Below are 14,962 nucleotides of genomic sequence, written 5' to 3'. Positions count from 1 at the left end.
CTTGCTAAGTAGATGGGCTAGGCGATGTGGCGCCAGTCGAGCCCTGAATCTTGATCGGCCAGTTGCAGCCAGTCCGGGTCGCACCCGAGGGTGTCGACAAAACATTGCCGGGCCAGCTGCGGCAGGTTGTTCTTGCTGCTCAGATGGGCCAGGACCAGGTGTTGCAGGTCTTTCCAGCCCAACTCGGCCACCAGGAATGCCGCCTGATGGTTGTTCAGATGTCCCAGTTCACCGCCTACCCGCTGCTTGAGAAAGTACGGGTAGTGACCGCGAGCCAGCCTGTCACGGCAGTGGTTGGCCTCGATCATCAATGCATCGAGGTCGCGATAGCCGTCCAGCACCTTGTTGCAGTACGAGCCCAGGTCGGTCAGCAGGCCGAAACGCCGCTCCCCGTCACTGAACACGTATTGCGTCGGCTCCAAAGCATCATGGGCCACGGCAATGACGTCGATGCTCAAGTCGCCGATCTGCAGTTGCTCGCCGCCGGCCACAAAGCCTGCGGGTTCTATCGGTTTGCGCATCCCGCGCAAGGTCCCGCGACTGAGGTAGACAGGCAGATTGTAGCGCCGAGACAGCAAACCCACGCCATGCACGTGGTCGGCATGTTCGTGGGTCACGAGTATCGCGCTCAGCTGCGCAGGGTTCACACCCAGGCGCAGCAGGCGTTTTTCGGTTTCCCGCAGGGAGAAACCACAATCGACCAATACATACGTATCAGCGCTGGCTATCAGCGTGCCGTTCCCTTGACTGCCGCTGCCGAGAACGGCAAAACGCATAGGATCAGCCCAGGTTGTCTTGAATCTTGCTCAACACTTTACGCGCCACATCTGCCGGCGCCACGGTGTTGATGTTCTTCTCGACGGTGACCTGGACGTTCTCGCCAACCTTGCTCAGGCGAACCTGATAACGCTCGGCACGGGCTTCCTGCTCTTCCTTGCTCGGCGCACTGCCGAACAGGCTGCTGAAGAAACCAGGCTTGTCGTCTTTCTTCTCGGCTTTTTCGGCCAGGTTGATGTAGTACAGGCCCAGGCTGCGGTTGATGTCTTCAACGCGCCATTCACCTTGCTCCAGCGCACGACCTACGCTCGACCAGGCACGGTCGAGGTCGGTACCGACGTTCAGCACAGGGTTGCCGCTGCCGTCTTCGCTCAGGCTGACACGGCTGGGTGCGTCGAAATCACGCGAAGCCAGCATGGAGACCGAACCGCCCTTCTCCGAGATACGGCTCATGCTCGCGAGCATGTCGTCGACCAGTGCCGCGTCCAGGCCAGTGTTGACCGAACGGTTGGTGAACTCGACGTCGGCGGTGCTGCCGGCAGGACGCTCGGCGCTGACCACGTAGACTTCACTGGTGTTGCGCTGCACGCCTGGTTCGATGCGCACCCGCACGCGGGTTTCGCTGTCGGTGCTGACGCCGGCCGCGCTCAGGCGCTTGGCCACGGCGGCGGACAGTTCGTCGGAATGCTGCCAGGTCGTGGTGAATTCGCCGGTTTGCGGACGCTGTTCATCCAGGCGGAAACCGTTGTCCTGGAAGAACTGAACGGCCACGGGCCAGACTTCGGCCGGCGGGTTCTGCGCCAGGATGGAGCTGGTGCCGCCGCTCTTCTGCAGCGAGTAGGCACTGGCGTCGGCAGCCGCCGTCAGCGGCTGCGGACGAGGAACGATGTATTCGCCCGTGGCGGTGTCATCGGCCACGTTGCGCGGGATCGGCAACAGCGGATCCAGACGCTTGGCGGTTTGCACATCCGGCGGAATTTGCATCGGTGCAGTCTGTTGCGCTTCCAGGTAATCGCTACCACGGTCACGGAAATAACCTTCCGGGCCCCAGACCCATCCGCAGCCACTGGTGCTGGAGATAATCAAGGCAAGTGCGGAAAGTCCGGCCATTCGCTTCATGCGTTGTACTTCCTCAATTAAACCAGGACGCTGCACTGGCGCAGGGCCGTGCGAAGCGTTTCGTGACAAGGTGCGCTCAGCCAGGTCAGCGGCAGGCGAATGCCTTGGTGCATCAGGCCCATCTCGACCAAAGCCCACTTCACCGGAATCGGGTTGGCTTCGATGAACAGGTCCTTGTGCAGCGGCATCAGTTTTTCGTTGATTGCCCGCGCAGTCTCGGCATCACCCTTGAGGGCGGCTTCGCACAGATCGGCCATTTCACGCGGGGCAACGTTGGCGGTGACGGAGATGTTGCCCTTGCCGCCCATCAGGATCAGCTCGACCGCGGTCGGATCATCGCCGGACAGGACGATGAAGTCCTTGCTCACGCCGTCGAGGATGGCCTTGGCGCGCTTTAGGTCGCCGGTCGCTTCCTTGATACCGATGATGTTCGGCACGGTGGACAGGCGGATCACGGTCTCGGCCTGCATGTCGCAGGAGGTGCGGCCGGGAACGTTGTAGAGGATCTGCGGGATGTCGACCGCTTCGGCGATGTGCTTGAAGTGCAGGTACAGGCCTTCCTGGGTCGGCTTGTTGTAGTACGGCACGACCAGCAGGCAGGCGTCGGCGCCGGCTTCCTTGGCATTGCGGGTCAATTCGACGGCTTCGCGGGTCGAATTGGCGCCGGTGCCGGCAATTACCGGGATGCGACCATTGACCTGCTTGACCACTGCCTTGATGACGGCGATGTGTTCATCGACATCAAGGGTCGCCGATTCGCCGGTGGTACCGACGGCGACAATGGCATGGGTGCCGTTTTCAAGGTGGAAGTCCACGAGTTTGCTGAGGCTGTCCCAGTCAAGACGCCCCTGTGCATCCATGGGTGTGACCAGTGCCACCATACTGCCCGCAATCATGAAACCGCTCCTGCCGGAAAAAGAGAGCCGTAATGGTACTGGCGCCAAGTTGCTTGCACAAGCGAAGTACTGTGCTGCCGCCATTCCCCTTGGCGCCGGTTTTCGCTACCCTTCAGACTTTGATCGGTACAGATAAGCTCGTCCGTCGGGTTCCAGCCTCCATTTTCGGCATCACAAGTCCTGATCCAGCGTTGCCACGTCTCGCTCCCGCCCTGCCGGAGCACGGTGCAAGCTGTCACTCGGGGCTTTCTGAGTTCGCATCCGCAGGCTCGCTCCCGGCAAATCAGCCCTTTGATGTACCGACCGCTCATCGCTTTAGGAATGCTGCATGTCCACCCCCACAGTTCGCGAACAATTCCTTGTCATCAGTGCCCTCGGCGCCAACCCCATGGAGCTGACCAACGTCCTGTGCCGCGCCAGCCATGAAAACCGCTGCGCCGTGGTCACCTCCCGCCTGACCCGTCATGGCGAATGCAGTGCGCTGGTGCTGGAAATCTCCGGTAGCTGGGATGCCCTGGCGCGCCTGGAAGGCAGCCTGCCAGTGCTGGCCAAGCGGCATGCGTTCACGGTCAACGTGGTACGCAGCGCCGCCCTGGAAAACCGTCCCCAGGCCCTGCCGTACGTCGCTTATGTCAGCTCGGCCTACCGCTCGGACATCATCAACGAGCTGTGCCAGTTCTTCATGGACCACAATGTCGAGCTGGAAAACCTGACCTGCGACACCTATCAGGCTCCGCAGACCGGCGGCACCATGCTCAACGCCACGTTTACCGTGACCTTGCCGGCCGGCGTGCAGATCAGTTGGCTGCGCGATCAGTTCCTGGATTTTGCCGACGCGCTGAACCTCGACGCCCTGATCGAACCCTGGCGCCCACAGAACCCAATGTAAGGAAGCTTTCATGGCCGTTGCCATCGACCAACCGGTTGCCGATTTCGAAGCCCCCGCCACCAGCGGGCAGACCGTCAGCCTCGCCGGCCTGAAGGGCAAGCAGGTGGTGATCTACTTCTATCCGAAAGACAGCACGCCCGGCTGCACCACCGAAGGCCAGGGTTTTCGTGATCAGTACCCTGCGTTCAAGGCCGCCAATACCGAAGTGTTCGGCGTGTCTCGCGACAGCCTGAAATCCCACGAGAACTTCAAGTGCAAGCAGGAATTCCCCTTTGAGCTGATCAGCGACAAGGACGAAGCCATCTGCCAGCTGTTCGACGTGATCAAGCTGAAAAAGCTCTACGGCAAGGAATACATGGGCGTGGACCGCAGCACGTTCCTGATCGACGCCAACGGCGTGCTGCGTCAGGAATGGCGCGGCGTGAAGGTGCCGGGGCATGTTGATGCGGTTCTGGCGGCTGCTCAGGCGCTGAACAAGGCCTGATTCATCCGCGTCTGTCAGTACGCCTTCGCGGGCAAGCCCGCTCCCACAAGGACTGCGCTGATCCTGTGGGAGCGGGCTTGCCCGCGAAGAGGCCATCAGCCTCACTGAAAATAAAGCCTGACCGCTAAAGCAGCGGCGCCACGACCGGTTCCTTGCGCGGCCAAGCGTCCAGCACCGCCTTGAACAGCGTCGCCAGGGGAATCGCGAAGAACACCCCCCAGAACCCCCACAACCCGCCAAACAGCAGCACCGCGCAGATGATCGCCACCGGGTGCAGGTTGACCGCTTCCGAGAACAGCAAGGGCACCAGCACGTTGCCATCGAGCGTCTGGATGATCCCGTAGACCGCCATCAGGTAGATGAACTGATCGCTCCAGCCCCACTGGAACAGCGCAATCAGAAACACCGGCACGGTCACCACCACGGCACCGACGTAGGGCACTACCACCGAGATCCCCACCAGCAATGCCAGCAACGCCGCGTAATTGAGCTCAAGTACGACAAAGGCGATGTAGGTCACGCCACCGCAAATGAAGATTTCGATGACCTTGCCGCGAATGTAGTTGGCGATCTGCCGGTTCATCTCATGCGCGACACGGGTGATCAGCGCCCGCTCTCGGGGCAGATAACCACGCACCCACTGGCCGATCATGGCCCGATCCTTGAGGAAGAAGAACACCAGGATCGGCACCAGCACCAGGTAGATCATGATGTTCACCAGCAATGGCAGGCTCGACAGCGAGAACGTCAGTGCCCACTGACCGAACTTGCCGATTTCGCCACGCGCCACTTCGATGGCCTGCAGTACTTGCTCATCGGACACCAGGTGCGGATAGCGCTCGGGCAGCAGCAATAACAGCGACTGCCACTTGGCGAGCATGCCGGGCAATTCGTTGAACAACGTGATCAGTTGATGCCAGAGCAACGGCACGACCACCACGATGAACACCAACAACAGCCCCATGAACAGCGCAAAGACCATCCCCACCGCGACCCCGCCCGGCACGCGCAGGCGCTCGAGGGTCACCACCAGCCCCTGCATCAGGTACGCCAGCACCATCCCGGCGAGCACCGGCGCCAGCATGCCGCCCAGGGTCAGTACGGCGGTGAAAGCCAGAAACAGCAGGACAGCCAGCACCACCGCTTCTTCATCGGAGAAATAGCGCTGAATCCAGTCGCGTAACACTTTGAACATCAATAATCCTTAGGAGCAAACGCAGCAGGTTTCAGGCTTTTTTCAACCAATAGCGGTAAACACCCGCCTCTTCTTCTTCAAGCAGCAGCGTATGACCGGCCAATCGGGCAAAGGTGCGGAAGTCGCGCTGCGAACCGGCATCTGTGGCAATGACCTTGAGCACCGCACCACTGGCCAACTTGTTGAGCTCCATCTTGGCCTTGAGCAATGGCAAGGGACAATTCAGGCCGCTGGCGTCCAGTTCAACGTCATGCTCTACAGCGTCGGTCATTGCTTCACTCCGGGTCAGGTGGTTGAGGTGCCTAGAATATCTGGTCGCAACGCCGGTGTCCGGCTACAGTAAGGTCTTTGTCGACTAAGGCTTTGTGCATGACATTTCTGCGCCCCACCCTGCTGACGCTCGCTTGCCTGCTCGCCTCACCGGGCTTCGCCGACGACCTGCCGTCACTCGGCGACGCCAGTTCTGCCATTGTCTCGCCACAACAGGAATACCAGCTCGGCCGCGCCTGGCTGGCCATGCTGCGCAGTCAGGTTGCGCAACTCAACGATCCGCAGCTCAAGGATTACGTCGAATCCAGCGTTTACCGCCTGGTGGAGACCAGCCAGGTCACAGACCGGCGCCTGGAGTTCATCCTGATCAACAGCCCGCAGCTCAACGCCTTTGCGGCGCCGGGCGGGATCGTCGGGGTCAACGGCGGCTTGTTCCTCAACGCCCAGACCGAAGGCGAATATGCCTCGGTACTGGCGCACGAATTGGCTCACTTGTCGCAGCGCCACTTTGCCCGGGGTGTCGAAGCGCAACAACGCATGCAAGTCCCCATGATGGCTGCATTGCTGGCCGGCATCGTGATTGCAGCCGCGGGCGGCGGTGACGCCGGGATCGCGGCCATTGCCGGCACACAGGCAGCGGCCATCCAGGAACAACGGCGGTTCTCCCGCCAGAACGAACAGGAAGCCGACCGTATCGGCCTCCTCAATCTGGAAAAGGCCGGTTACGATCCTCGCTCGATGCCCACCATGTTCGAGCGCCTGGGGCGTCAGTATCGCTACGATGCCAAGCCACCGGAATTCCTGCTGACTCACCCGGTCACCGAATCGCGAATCGCCGACACCCGCAACCGCGCCGAACAGTTTCCAATCGGCGGTATCGAAGACAGCATGCGCTACCAGTTGATCCGCGCACGCGTACAGCTGATCTATGAGGAAACCCCGGGGCTCGGCGCCAAACGCTTCCGCGCCCAGCTCGAGGAGAGCCCGAAAAACGACGTGGCACGCTACGGCCTGGCGATCGCCCAGATCAAGGGTGGTCAACTGAACGAAGCGCGGGAAAACCTCAAGCAGTTGCTGGCCAAGGCCCCCAACGAAATCATCTACAACCTGGCCCAGGTCGACCTGGACATCACCAACAATCGCCTGCCGGACGCACAGTCCCGGGTTGACCGGTTGATTACCCAGTTCCCTGGCAACTACCCGCTGAACCAGATGCGCGTCGACCTGCTACTCAAGCAAAACCGCACCGCGGATGCGGAGAAAGCCCTCGAAGGCCTGCTCAAATCGCGTCCGGATGACCCGGACGTTTGGTATCAGGTTGCCGAGACGCGTGGCCTGTCGGGCAATATCATCGGCCTGCATCAGGCGCGCGCCGAATATTTTGCGCTGGTCGGGGACTACAGGCAGGCCATCCAGCAACTGGACTTCGCCAAACGCAAGGCCGGCAGCAACTTCCCGCTATCTTCGCGGATCGATGCGCGGCAACGCGAACTGATGGAACAGGAGCGCATGATCAAGGACATGATGGGCTGACGCCCTCGCAGACCAAAAGTCCGGACACAAAAAAACCGCCTCTTTCGAGGCGGTTTTTTATTCACCCGTCAAACCGGTTATTCAGCCAGCTTGAAAGTGATGAAGCTTGCACGACCTTGACGCAATACCCGCATCGACACCGAGCGGTTCTTTGGCAACGCCTTGGCGATTTCCGCGAACTCCTTGGTGGAACCGATGGCCTGGTTGTTCAGGTGGGTGATCACATCACCCGGCTGCAAGCCGATCATGGCGGCAGGACCGTCCTGCACTTCCTTGATCAGCACACCACCCTTGAGGTCGTAGGTTTTCTTTTGCTCGTCAGTCAGCTCGACCACGGATACACCGAGGCGGTTGCTGCTGCGCTCGATGCTGGATTTTGGCAACGCATCCATCTCCGCGCCTTCATCCGGAATTGTACCGACGGTCAGCTCCACATTCTTGCGCTTGCCGTCGCGAACCACTTCCAGATTGGCCTTGGCGCCGGACTTCAATGCGCCAACGAGGTGCGGAAGGTCGGCCGACATGACGATTGGCTGACCGTTCATGCTCAGGATCACGTCACCAACCTGCAGGCCACCCTTGGCAGCCGGGCCGTCATCCTGGATCTGGGCAACCAGAGCACCGGCCGGCTTCTCCAGACCGAACGACTCGGCCAGGTCCTTGCTCACTTCCTGAATCACCACGCCCAGCCAGCCACGGCTGACCTTGCCACCGGATTTCAGCTGATTGGAAACATCCATGGCCACGTCGATCGGAATCGCGAACGACACACCCATGAAACCACCGGAGCGGGTATAGATCTGCGAGTTGATCCCGACCACCTCACCGTTCAGGTTGAACAGCGGGCCGCCCGAGTTACCCGGGTTGATCGGCACGTCGGTCTGGATGAACGGCACGTAGTTTTCGTTCGGCAGGCTGCGACCGACGGCGCTGACGATGCCCTGGGTCACGGTGTGGTCAAAACCGAAGGGCGAGCCGATAGCGACCACCCACTGGCCGGCCTTCAGGTCCTGGGATTTACCGAGCTTGAGCACCGGCAGATCCTTGCCTTCGATTTTCAGCAGCGCCACGTCGGAACGTGGATCGGTACCGACCAGCTTGGCTTTCATTTCGCTGCGATCGGCCAGGCGAACGAGGATTTCGTCAGCATCGGCGATCACATGGTTATTGGTCAGGATGTAGCCATCAGGAGAGATGATGAAACCCGAGCCCAGGGAGGTTGCCTCGCGTTGACGGTCACGAGGTGAGCGCGATTGCGGCGGCATGCCCCGCTCGAAGAACTCGCGCAGCATTGGCGGCAGGCCTTCGAGATCGGGCATCTGCTGGTTGACTTTGCGATCCGGCAGCTTTTGCGTGGTACTGATGTTCACGACCGCAGGCGAGGCCTGTTCGACCAGTTGCGTAAAGTCAGGCAATTCGACCGCTTGGGCGGTGACCGCCTGACCGAGCACCAGCACGGTAGCAATAATGGAAAGGTAGGACTTCAAGCGTGGTATCGACATACGGCTCCCGTTACGACGAGCATGGTTAAGCGATATGGAGCAAGGAACACCGGGAACAATACGCCGGTATTTTTGTTCCGGGAACAACAAACAAGGCCAGAGCCGAGGGGCTCTGACCTATAGAAAATTTAAGGGATTTTTGCAAATTGAAATGCTCACGAAACATTTCGAATTCGGCTCACTGCGTGGATGCAGCGGCGTCGGTGCGCATCGAAAGCGCTATCCGCTCGGCAGTACCGACCGGTATCTCGCCGACGACGGTCACCATCATCTCACCCTGTGCCGTGGTCAGGCGCCGGGACACTGCAACGGTCGGCCCCAACTGAGTACGGGTGTCGGTGACGGTTGCGCCATTCAACGGCTCGAGGAATACCGAAAAACGCGCCAGGCCATCGTCATACATCAGGCTGTTGACCTGGGTCTTGGTCTGCGGATCCTTGCGAGCGGTGCTGCTGGTCAACTCGAAGCCGGGTGGCAACCAGTCGGAACGCCAGACCTGGGCAGACTTGACGGCAGAAGCCTTGTCACTGTCGAGATTGACCGGTTTGCAATCGTTGCTGGCCTGCAGATCGTTTTCGGAAGGAACGTCAGCCGTATCCAGTTGCGTGAACTGGAAGCGCTCCAGCAACCGCCCCTTGTCGTCCAACAGCAAAGACTTCAGAGGCAGGCCGGTTTCTTTGTCCAGGTGCAATTCAAAACCGTAGCGGTGTTGATCGCGGGGTGTCAGCGACACGATGACCGCCGGACGCCCGGCAACACGTGACTTGCCAATGACGGCAAGGTCATACCAATTCTTGAGCTTTTGGGGATCGAGTGCACGGGCAGCGGAATTGGGAGAGTCCCCAAGCCCTGCGATCAGTTTGCCGCTGACGCATTGAGTATGCCCATCAATGCGAACGACTTCCTGGGCAGAACCGTCGAGCTGGATCAAACGCTCGCGGACCTTTCCATCCTGGACCCGGTGCCAGATGTTATGGGTAGAAAAACTACCGTTACGCTCGTAGACGAAAGTACCCTGAAAGCTTTGCGTTTGCTCTGCCTGGCCCAGGCGGGTCAACCAGTCCTGGGCATCATCGGCCTGGGCTGGAACGATGAACCAGCCACTGAGCAGAAGCGAAAGTAGAGGTATGGCGCGCATGATCCTCCTTAACGGTTTTCCAGACTTGCCGCACGAGCGTAAGGCAGAGCGCTCTCAGTACCTTTCAGTGCAGCCTGTTGTGCGTGTTGGCGCAAGTAGCCTGGCAGACGCTGATCGTGCCAGCCTGGTTGACCTTGCAAAACGCCATTGGCCATTGGGCCGGTAGCTTCCGAACTCTCATTGTAGCCTGCCAGAACAGCAGGGCCTTTTACTTGAGGAACGGCCAGCGCAGGTTGAGTGGAGTGCTGGGCCAGTTCGACACCGGCGATCTCATCCTGGTTGTACAGACGCACACCGGCCAGCACGGCCAGGGTCACGGAAGCTGCGACCGCCAGACGACCCAGGCTGCGCCATGGACCGCGGGAAGCTTTAGCCGGCACGGCTTCGTCAGCCAGGGCAGCAGAAACGGCCGCGGCGATGTCCAGACGTGGAAGCAGCAGATCCTTGTGCATCACTGCCCGAGCGATCTGATAACGAGCCCAGGTTTCACGGGTTTCAACATCGTCGCAGGCATTCAATACCCGACGCAATTCCAATTCGTCCGCTTCGTTATCCATCACTGCGGACAGCGATTCCTGCAGGGCTTCACGACTCATGGCGTTCCTCTCTTGGCTGTCGCCGCTGTCTTTAGTTTTCCTGCAACAATGGCTGCAGGGCTTTATCGATGGCCTCCCGGGCGCGGAAGATCCGGGAGCGCACGGTGCCTACCGGACATTGCATGACACTCGCAATGTCCTCGTAACTCAGACCATCAAACTCACGTAAAGTTAAAGCCGTACGCAAATCTTCCGGCAGTTGCTGAATGGTTCGATGGACGGTGCCTTCGATCTCATCCCGCAGCAAGGCCCGTTCTGGCGACTCGAGATCCTTGAGGCCATGATCGCCATCGTAGAACTCTGCATCCTCGGAACTGACATCGCTATCCGGCGGCCGACGGCCGCGTGAAACCAGATAGTTTTTCGCCGTGTTGATGGCGATGCGGTAAAGCCACGTATAAAACGCGCTGTCTCCGCGAAAATTTCCAAGTGCACGGTATGCCTTGATAAAGGCTTCTTGTGCCACATCCTGGGCTTCATGGGTGTCGTGCACGAAACGCACGATCAACCCGAGAATTTTGTGCTGGTATTTCAGCACTAGCAGATCGAAAGCACGCTTGTCGCCGCGCTGAACGCGTTCGACCAGTTGCTGATCCTCTTCCTGGGTTAGCATGAACACTCCTCGATGAGCTCGGAGGAGGCTTGCAGAAGTAAACCACCAGACTTGCAAACATAGACTCGGGCTTTTCGCAAAAGTTCTCCCCCTCCAGGCAAGTTTCCTGCGGGCTCTGATTTGGCACGCACGAAAAGCGCAGCGCGAGTTGACCCGGCTGCGCGAATAATCTTGTCATCGGATTCTTCGGCAAGGATCAAACTGCAATCCCGCACTGAAGCCGACACTGTCCCTTGTTTCAGGCATTGGTCTATTGATCTTGGCCCTTTGGCAAAAGTTCCAAATATTTATAGCTACGCAGAACCGACATTGTGCAACCGTGAGGTGAAAAACACTGTTAAATCGGCGATACAGACATTCTCGCGCCAAACGGGCAGAAAAACATCCGACGAAGCGTCCGGTATTTTGCGTCACAGTAGTTTCACAATGCCATGCTGGCTCGGGTATTGTGCCGCTCCCCCCTCTATATACTAGTGGGCTGTGCGGCTGACCTGACTCGCCAGCCAGCTGCGCCACCCCCGACCCGGGTCGCTTTGAGCGGAATCCTGAAATGAGCCAACAGTTTCAACACGATGTTCTGGTAATTGGCAGCGGTGCTGCCGGCTTGAGCCTTGCGCTGACCTTGCCCGGTCATTTGCGCATTGCCGTTCTGAGCAAGGGCAACCTCGCCAATGGCTCGACTTTCTGGGCCCAGGGCGGTGTCGCCGCCGTGCTGGATGACACCGATACCGTTGAATCCCATGTCGATGACACCCTCAATGCCGGCGGCGGCCTGTGCCATGAGGACGCCGTGCGCTTTACCGTCGAGCACAGCAAGGAAGCGATTCAATGGCTGATCGACCAGGGCGTGCCCTTTACCCGCGATGAACACTCGAACAACGAAGATGGCGGATTCGAATTCCATCTGACCCGCGAGGGCGGCCACAGCCACCGGCGCATCATCCACGCCGCCGATGCCACGGGCGCTGCCATTTTCACCACCCTGCTCGACCAGGCCAGGAAACGCCCGAACATCGAACTGCTGGAACAGCGGGTGGCGGTTGACCTGATCACGGAAAAACGCCTGGGACTCGAAGGCGATCGCTGCCTCGGCGCTTATGTGCTCAATCGCGGCACCGGCGAAGTCGACACCTACGGCGCGCGTTTTGTGATCCTCGCCTCCGGTGGTGCGGCCAAGGTTTATCTCTACACCAGTAACCCGGACGGCGCCTGCGGTGATGGCATTGCCATGGCCTGGCGTTCGGGCTGCCGGGTGGCGAACCTGGAGTTCAACCAGTTCCACCCCACTTGCCTGTATCACCCGCAAGCCAAGAGCTTCCTGGTCACCGAAGCGCTGCGCGGCGAAGGTGCCCACCTAAAGCTGCCCAATGGCGAGCGCTTCATGCCGCGCTTCGATCCACGGGCAGAGCTCGCGCCCCGGGACATCGTCGCCCGGGCCATCGACCATGAAATGAAGCGCCTGGGCATCGACTGCGTCTATCTGGACATCAGCCACAAACCCGAAGCCTTCATCAAGATGCACTTCCCGACGGTGTACGAACGCTGCCTGGAATTTTCCATCGACATCACCAAACAACCGATTCCGGTGGTTCCGGCGGCGCACTACACCTGCGGCGGCGTGATGGTCGATCAACAGGGCCGCACCGATGTGCCAGGCCTGTACGCCATCGGTGAAACCAGCTTCACCGGCCTGCACGGCGCCAACCGCATGGCCAGCAACTCGCTGCTCGAATGCTTCGTCTACGCCCGCTCGGCGGCCGCGGACATTCTCGAACAGCTGCCACGAATTCCGATGCCCGCCCCCCTTCCCGCCTGGGATGCGAGCCAGGTCACCGATTCCGATGAAGACGTGATCATTGCGCACAACTGGGATGAGCTGCGGCGGTTCATGTGGGACTACGTCGGCATCGTGCGCACCAACAAACGCCTGCAACGGGCACAACACCGCGTCCAACTGCTGCTGGATGAAATCGACGAGTTCTACAGCAACTACAAGGTCAGCCGCGATTTGATCGAGCTGCGCAACCTGGCCCAAGTGGCCGAGCTGATGATTCTGTCAGCCATGGAGCGCAAGGAAAGCCGTGGCCTGCATTACACCCTCGACTACCCGGACCTGTTGCCGGTCGCGCTGGACACTATTCTGGTGCCGCCCACCTACGTCGGCTGAACTTGAGCCGGACCCGCAGGCGTCGGTGTACATCCGCCGCCTGCGCATCCCGGGGCACGCAAATGGCCCTGATCCGACGCTCGCCGCGCAGACGAAAACGCAAGACCACCATCAAAGGCAGTGCCAGGCTGTCCGGCCTTAGTTGCACGGGCTGCCAACCCTTGGCCCGACTCCACAACTGCCAGCCATCGGCATCGCGTCGCAGGCCGCAAAATGCCTGCGGGTGCGTCAGCAAAATCTGCCGGGGCAACAGCCAGATTCCGTGAGCCACGCACAGGGCAACGCAGAGCAAACCGGCCCAGACAGGAATAGACAGCAAGAACAACGAACCCAGCGCGAACAGCTGGGCCAGGAGATACGCCGCCAGCAGCTGCCGTGAGGCATGCCAGCGGCATTCGAAGCCGTTACTTGGGCTGGACACGGTCCAGGATGATGCGGACCATGCGTTGCAGCTCGGGATCTTCCGATTCGCTGCGTTCCATGAACCAGCCGAACATGTCCTGATCCTCACACGTCAGCAGTCGGACGTACAACGCGCGATCCACCTCGTTGAGCGTTGCGTAAACCTCTTTCGTGAACGGCACCAGCAACACGTCAAGTTCAAGCATGCCACGGCGGCTGTGCCAAAAGAGGCGGTTCAGTTCAACATCTTCGACCATGGAGCGCTCCTCAAATAGGCCGCAAGTATACAGGCCCGCGCCCGGTCGAACAGTCGGCTTTGGTCGGGCACCGGCGATCCTTTGTGAACTACCCATTTCGAAGGCGCCCCCTTATGATGTCAGCCAGACTCTTTACCCTGCGATGACCCATGGCCGATTCTGCTTTTTTCTGCACGCTTTCTCATGAAGGCGTTCTCGCGGTCCGCGGCGCGGACGCCAGCAAATTCCTGCAAGGCCAACTGACCTGCAATCTCAACTACCTGAGCGATTCCCGGGCCAGCCTTGGTGCGCGCTGCACGCAAAAAGGCCGGATGCAGTCGAGTTTCCGCATCCTGCTCGAGGGTGACGGCGTACTCCTGGCCATGGCCACCGAACTGCTCGAACCACAACTGGCGGACCTGAAAAAGTACGCGGTGTTTTCCAAGTCGAAACTGACCGACGAAAGTGCCGCCTGGGTGCGTTTCGGTGTTGATCATGGCGACGCTGCTCTGGTCAGCCTCGGCCTGGACCTGCCGGCAGAAACCGACAGCGTCGTGCGTAACGACGGGCTGATCGCCATCCGCGTCTCGCCGCAACGCGCCGAGTTGTGGGTTGCCACCGCTCAAGCCGATGCGGTCAAAGGCAAGCTGGCGGCTGCGCTGGGCGAAGGTGACCTGAATCAATGGCTGCTGGGCCAGGTTCGCGCCGGGATCGGCCAGGTCATGGCCGGCACCCGTGAATTGTTCATCCCGCAGATGCTCAACTTGCAGGCAATCGGCGGCGTGAGCTTCAAGAAAGGTTGCTACACCGGGCAGGAAATCGTCGCGCGGATGCAGTACCTGGGCAAACTCAAGCGCCGCCTGTATCGCCTGCAACTGGCCGCCGACGAGCTGCCGGAGCCGGGTACCGCGCTGTTTTCCCCGACCCACGGCAGCGCCATCGGCGAGGTGGTGCTGGCTGCCCGCACCGGGCAAGAGATTGAGCTTCTGGCGGTGTTGCAAGCCGAAGCAGCAGAGGGTGGCGACATCCACCTGGGCGCGCTCGAAGGGCCGTCCCTGCAGCTGCTCGACCTGCCTTATGAACTGGACCGCGATCGCGAAATCCAGCAATAACGGCAGCACTTGGCGCGACACCCAGAGAGATTA

At 60.2% G+C, this 14,962-nt stretch carries 16 protein-coding genes; 5 read left to right on the top strand and 11 right to left on the bottom strand.

All coding sequences use genetic code 11. The annotated features are described in order from the left end of the window. Positions 1 to 17 precede the first annotated feature (17 nt). The 3 genes from AB4O16_RS23530 to dapA are packed head-to-tail and all read right to left on the bottom strand — an operon-like array spanning position 18 to position 2,792. Positions 18 to 776 carry an MBL fold metallo-hydrolase gene (locus AB4O16_RS23530; protein ID WP_160389145.1) on the bottom strand — a complete coding sequence of 253 codons (759 nt, stop codon included), beginning with the start codon at positions 774 to 776 and terminating at the stop codon, positions 18 to 20. Positions 777 to 780: 4 nt separating this feature from the next. Next, a complete protein-coding gene (gene bamC, locus AB4O16_RS23525; RefSeq protein ID WP_160389144.1) occupies positions 781 to 1,896 on the bottom strand; it encodes an outer membrane protein assembly factor BamC in 1,116 nt (371 codons plus the stop codon). Between the two features lie 17 nt (positions 1,897 to 1,913). Continuing rightward, positions 1,914 to 2,792, bottom strand: a complete 879-nt coding sequence (dapA, locus tag AB4O16_RS23520) for a 4-hydroxy-tetrahydrodipicolinate synthase (RefSeq protein WP_160389143.1) — start codon at positions 2,790 to 2,792, stop codon at positions 1,914 to 1,916. Positions 2,793 to 3,120: 328 nt separating this feature from the next. On the opposite strand from dapA, the gene AB4O16_RS23515 reads away from it, so the two are divergent. Next, entirely contained in the window at positions 3,121 to 3,681 is a 561-nt protein-coding gene (locus AB4O16_RS23515; protein ID WP_007979776.1) for a glycine cleavage system transcriptional repressor, read from the top strand. A 10-nt stretch (positions 3,682 to 3,691) separates the two neighbouring features. Further along, positions 3,692 to 4,165: a peroxiredoxin gene (locus AB4O16_RS23510; RefSeq protein WP_150717794.1), complete on the top strand. Its 474-nt coding sequence runs from the start codon at positions 3,692 to 3,694 to the stop codon at positions 4,163 to 4,165. 124 nt (positions 4,166 to 4,289) lie between these two features. On the opposite strand, the gene AB4O16_RS23505 is transcribed toward AB4O16_RS23510, so the two are convergent. Then, positions 4,290 to 5,360: an AI-2E family transporter gene (locus AB4O16_RS23505; protein WP_460155930.1), complete on the bottom strand. Its 1,071-nt coding sequence runs from the start codon at positions 5,358 to 5,360 to the stop codon at positions 4,290 to 4,292. Between the two features lie 31 nt (positions 5,361 to 5,391). Then, entirely contained in the window at positions 5,392 to 5,631 is a 240-nt protein-coding gene (locus AB4O16_RS23500) for a sulfurtransferase TusA family protein (protein WP_160389142.1), read from the bottom strand. 98 nt (positions 5,632 to 5,729) lie between these two features. Here AB4O16_RS23500 and AB4O16_RS23495 point away from each other — a divergent pair, with 98 nt between their 5' ends. Next, complete coding sequence (locus tag AB4O16_RS23495) at positions 5,730 to 7,163, top strand: M48 family metalloprotease (protein ID WP_460155929.1); 1,434 nt, start codon at positions 5,730 to 5,732, stop codon at positions 7,161 to 7,163. Between the two features lie 77 nt (positions 7,164 to 7,240). Here the strand turns inward: AB4O16_RS23495 and AB4O16_RS23490 are convergent, their stop codons facing one another. The 4 genes from AB4O16_RS23490 to rpoE all read right to left on the bottom strand — a co-directional run bounded on the left by AB4O16_RS23490 (position 7,241) and on the right by rpoE (position 11,012). Next, positions 7,241 to 8,665 carry a DegQ family serine endoprotease gene (locus tag AB4O16_RS23490; protein ID WP_160389140.1) on the bottom strand — a complete coding sequence of 475 codons (1,425 nt, stop codon included), beginning with the start codon at positions 8,663 to 8,665 and terminating at the stop codon, positions 7,241 to 7,243. A gap of 178 nt (positions 8,666 to 8,843) precedes the next feature. Further along, a complete protein-coding gene (locus AB4O16_RS23485) occupies positions 8,844 to 9,803 on the bottom strand; it encodes a MucB/RseB C-terminal domain-containing protein (protein WP_160389139.1) in 960 nt (319 codons plus the stop codon). An 8-nt stretch (positions 9,804 to 9,811) separates the two neighbouring features. Beyond that, a complete protein-coding gene (locus tag AB4O16_RS23480; protein WP_160389138.1) occupies positions 9,812 to 10,399 on the bottom strand; it encodes a sigma-E factor negative regulatory protein in 588 nt (195 codons plus the stop codon). Positions 10,400 to 10,430: 31 nt separating this feature from the next. Further along, complete coding sequence (gene rpoE / locus AB4O16_RS23475; protein WP_003172477.1) at positions 10,431 to 11,012, bottom strand: RNA polymerase sigma factor RpoE; 582 nt, start codon at positions 11,010 to 11,012, stop codon at positions 10,431 to 10,433. A 550-nt stretch (positions 11,013 to 11,562) separates the two neighbouring features. On the opposite strand from rpoE, the gene nadB reads away from it, so the two are divergent. Then, positions 11,563 to 13,179, top strand: coding sequence for an L-aspartate oxidase (nadB, locus tag AB4O16_RS23470; protein ID WP_460155928.1), 1,617 nt, complete (start codon positions 11,563 to 11,565; stop codon positions 13,177 to 13,179). Here the strand turns inward: nadB and AB4O16_RS23465 are convergent. After that, positions 13,148 to 13,600, bottom strand: coding sequence for a protein YgfX (locus tag AB4O16_RS23465; protein ID WP_460155927.1), 453 nt, complete (start codon positions 13,598 to 13,600; stop codon positions 13,148 to 13,150). The genes nadB and AB4O16_RS23465 overlap by 32 nt on opposite strands. Then, the gene (locus tag AB4O16_RS23460) at positions 13,584 to 13,838 is read right to left on the bottom strand and encodes an FAD assembly factor SdhE (RefSeq protein ID WP_150717785.1); all 255 of its coding nucleotides are present in this window, start codon (positions 13,836 to 13,838) and stop codon (positions 13,584 to 13,586) included. Before AB4O16_RS23460 ends, AB4O16_RS23465 begins: the two co-directional genes overlap by 17 nt. A gap of 149 nt (positions 13,839 to 13,987) precedes the next feature. On the opposite strand from AB4O16_RS23460, the gene ygfZ reads away from it, so the two are divergent. Next, positions 13,988 to 14,929, top strand: a complete 942-nt coding sequence (ygfZ, locus tag AB4O16_RS23455; RefSeq protein WP_460155926.1) for a CAF17-like 4Fe-4S cluster assembly/insertion protein YgfZ — start codon at positions 13,988 to 13,990, stop codon at positions 14,927 to 14,929. The last annotated feature ends 33 nt before the right edge of the window (positions 14,930 to 14,962 follow it).

It is taken from the genome of Pseudomonas sp. S2_H10 (assembly GCF_054668285.1).
The sequence above is the reverse complement of the archived record's forward strand: the minus strand, read 5'-3'. Positions and strand labels throughout refer to the sequence as shown.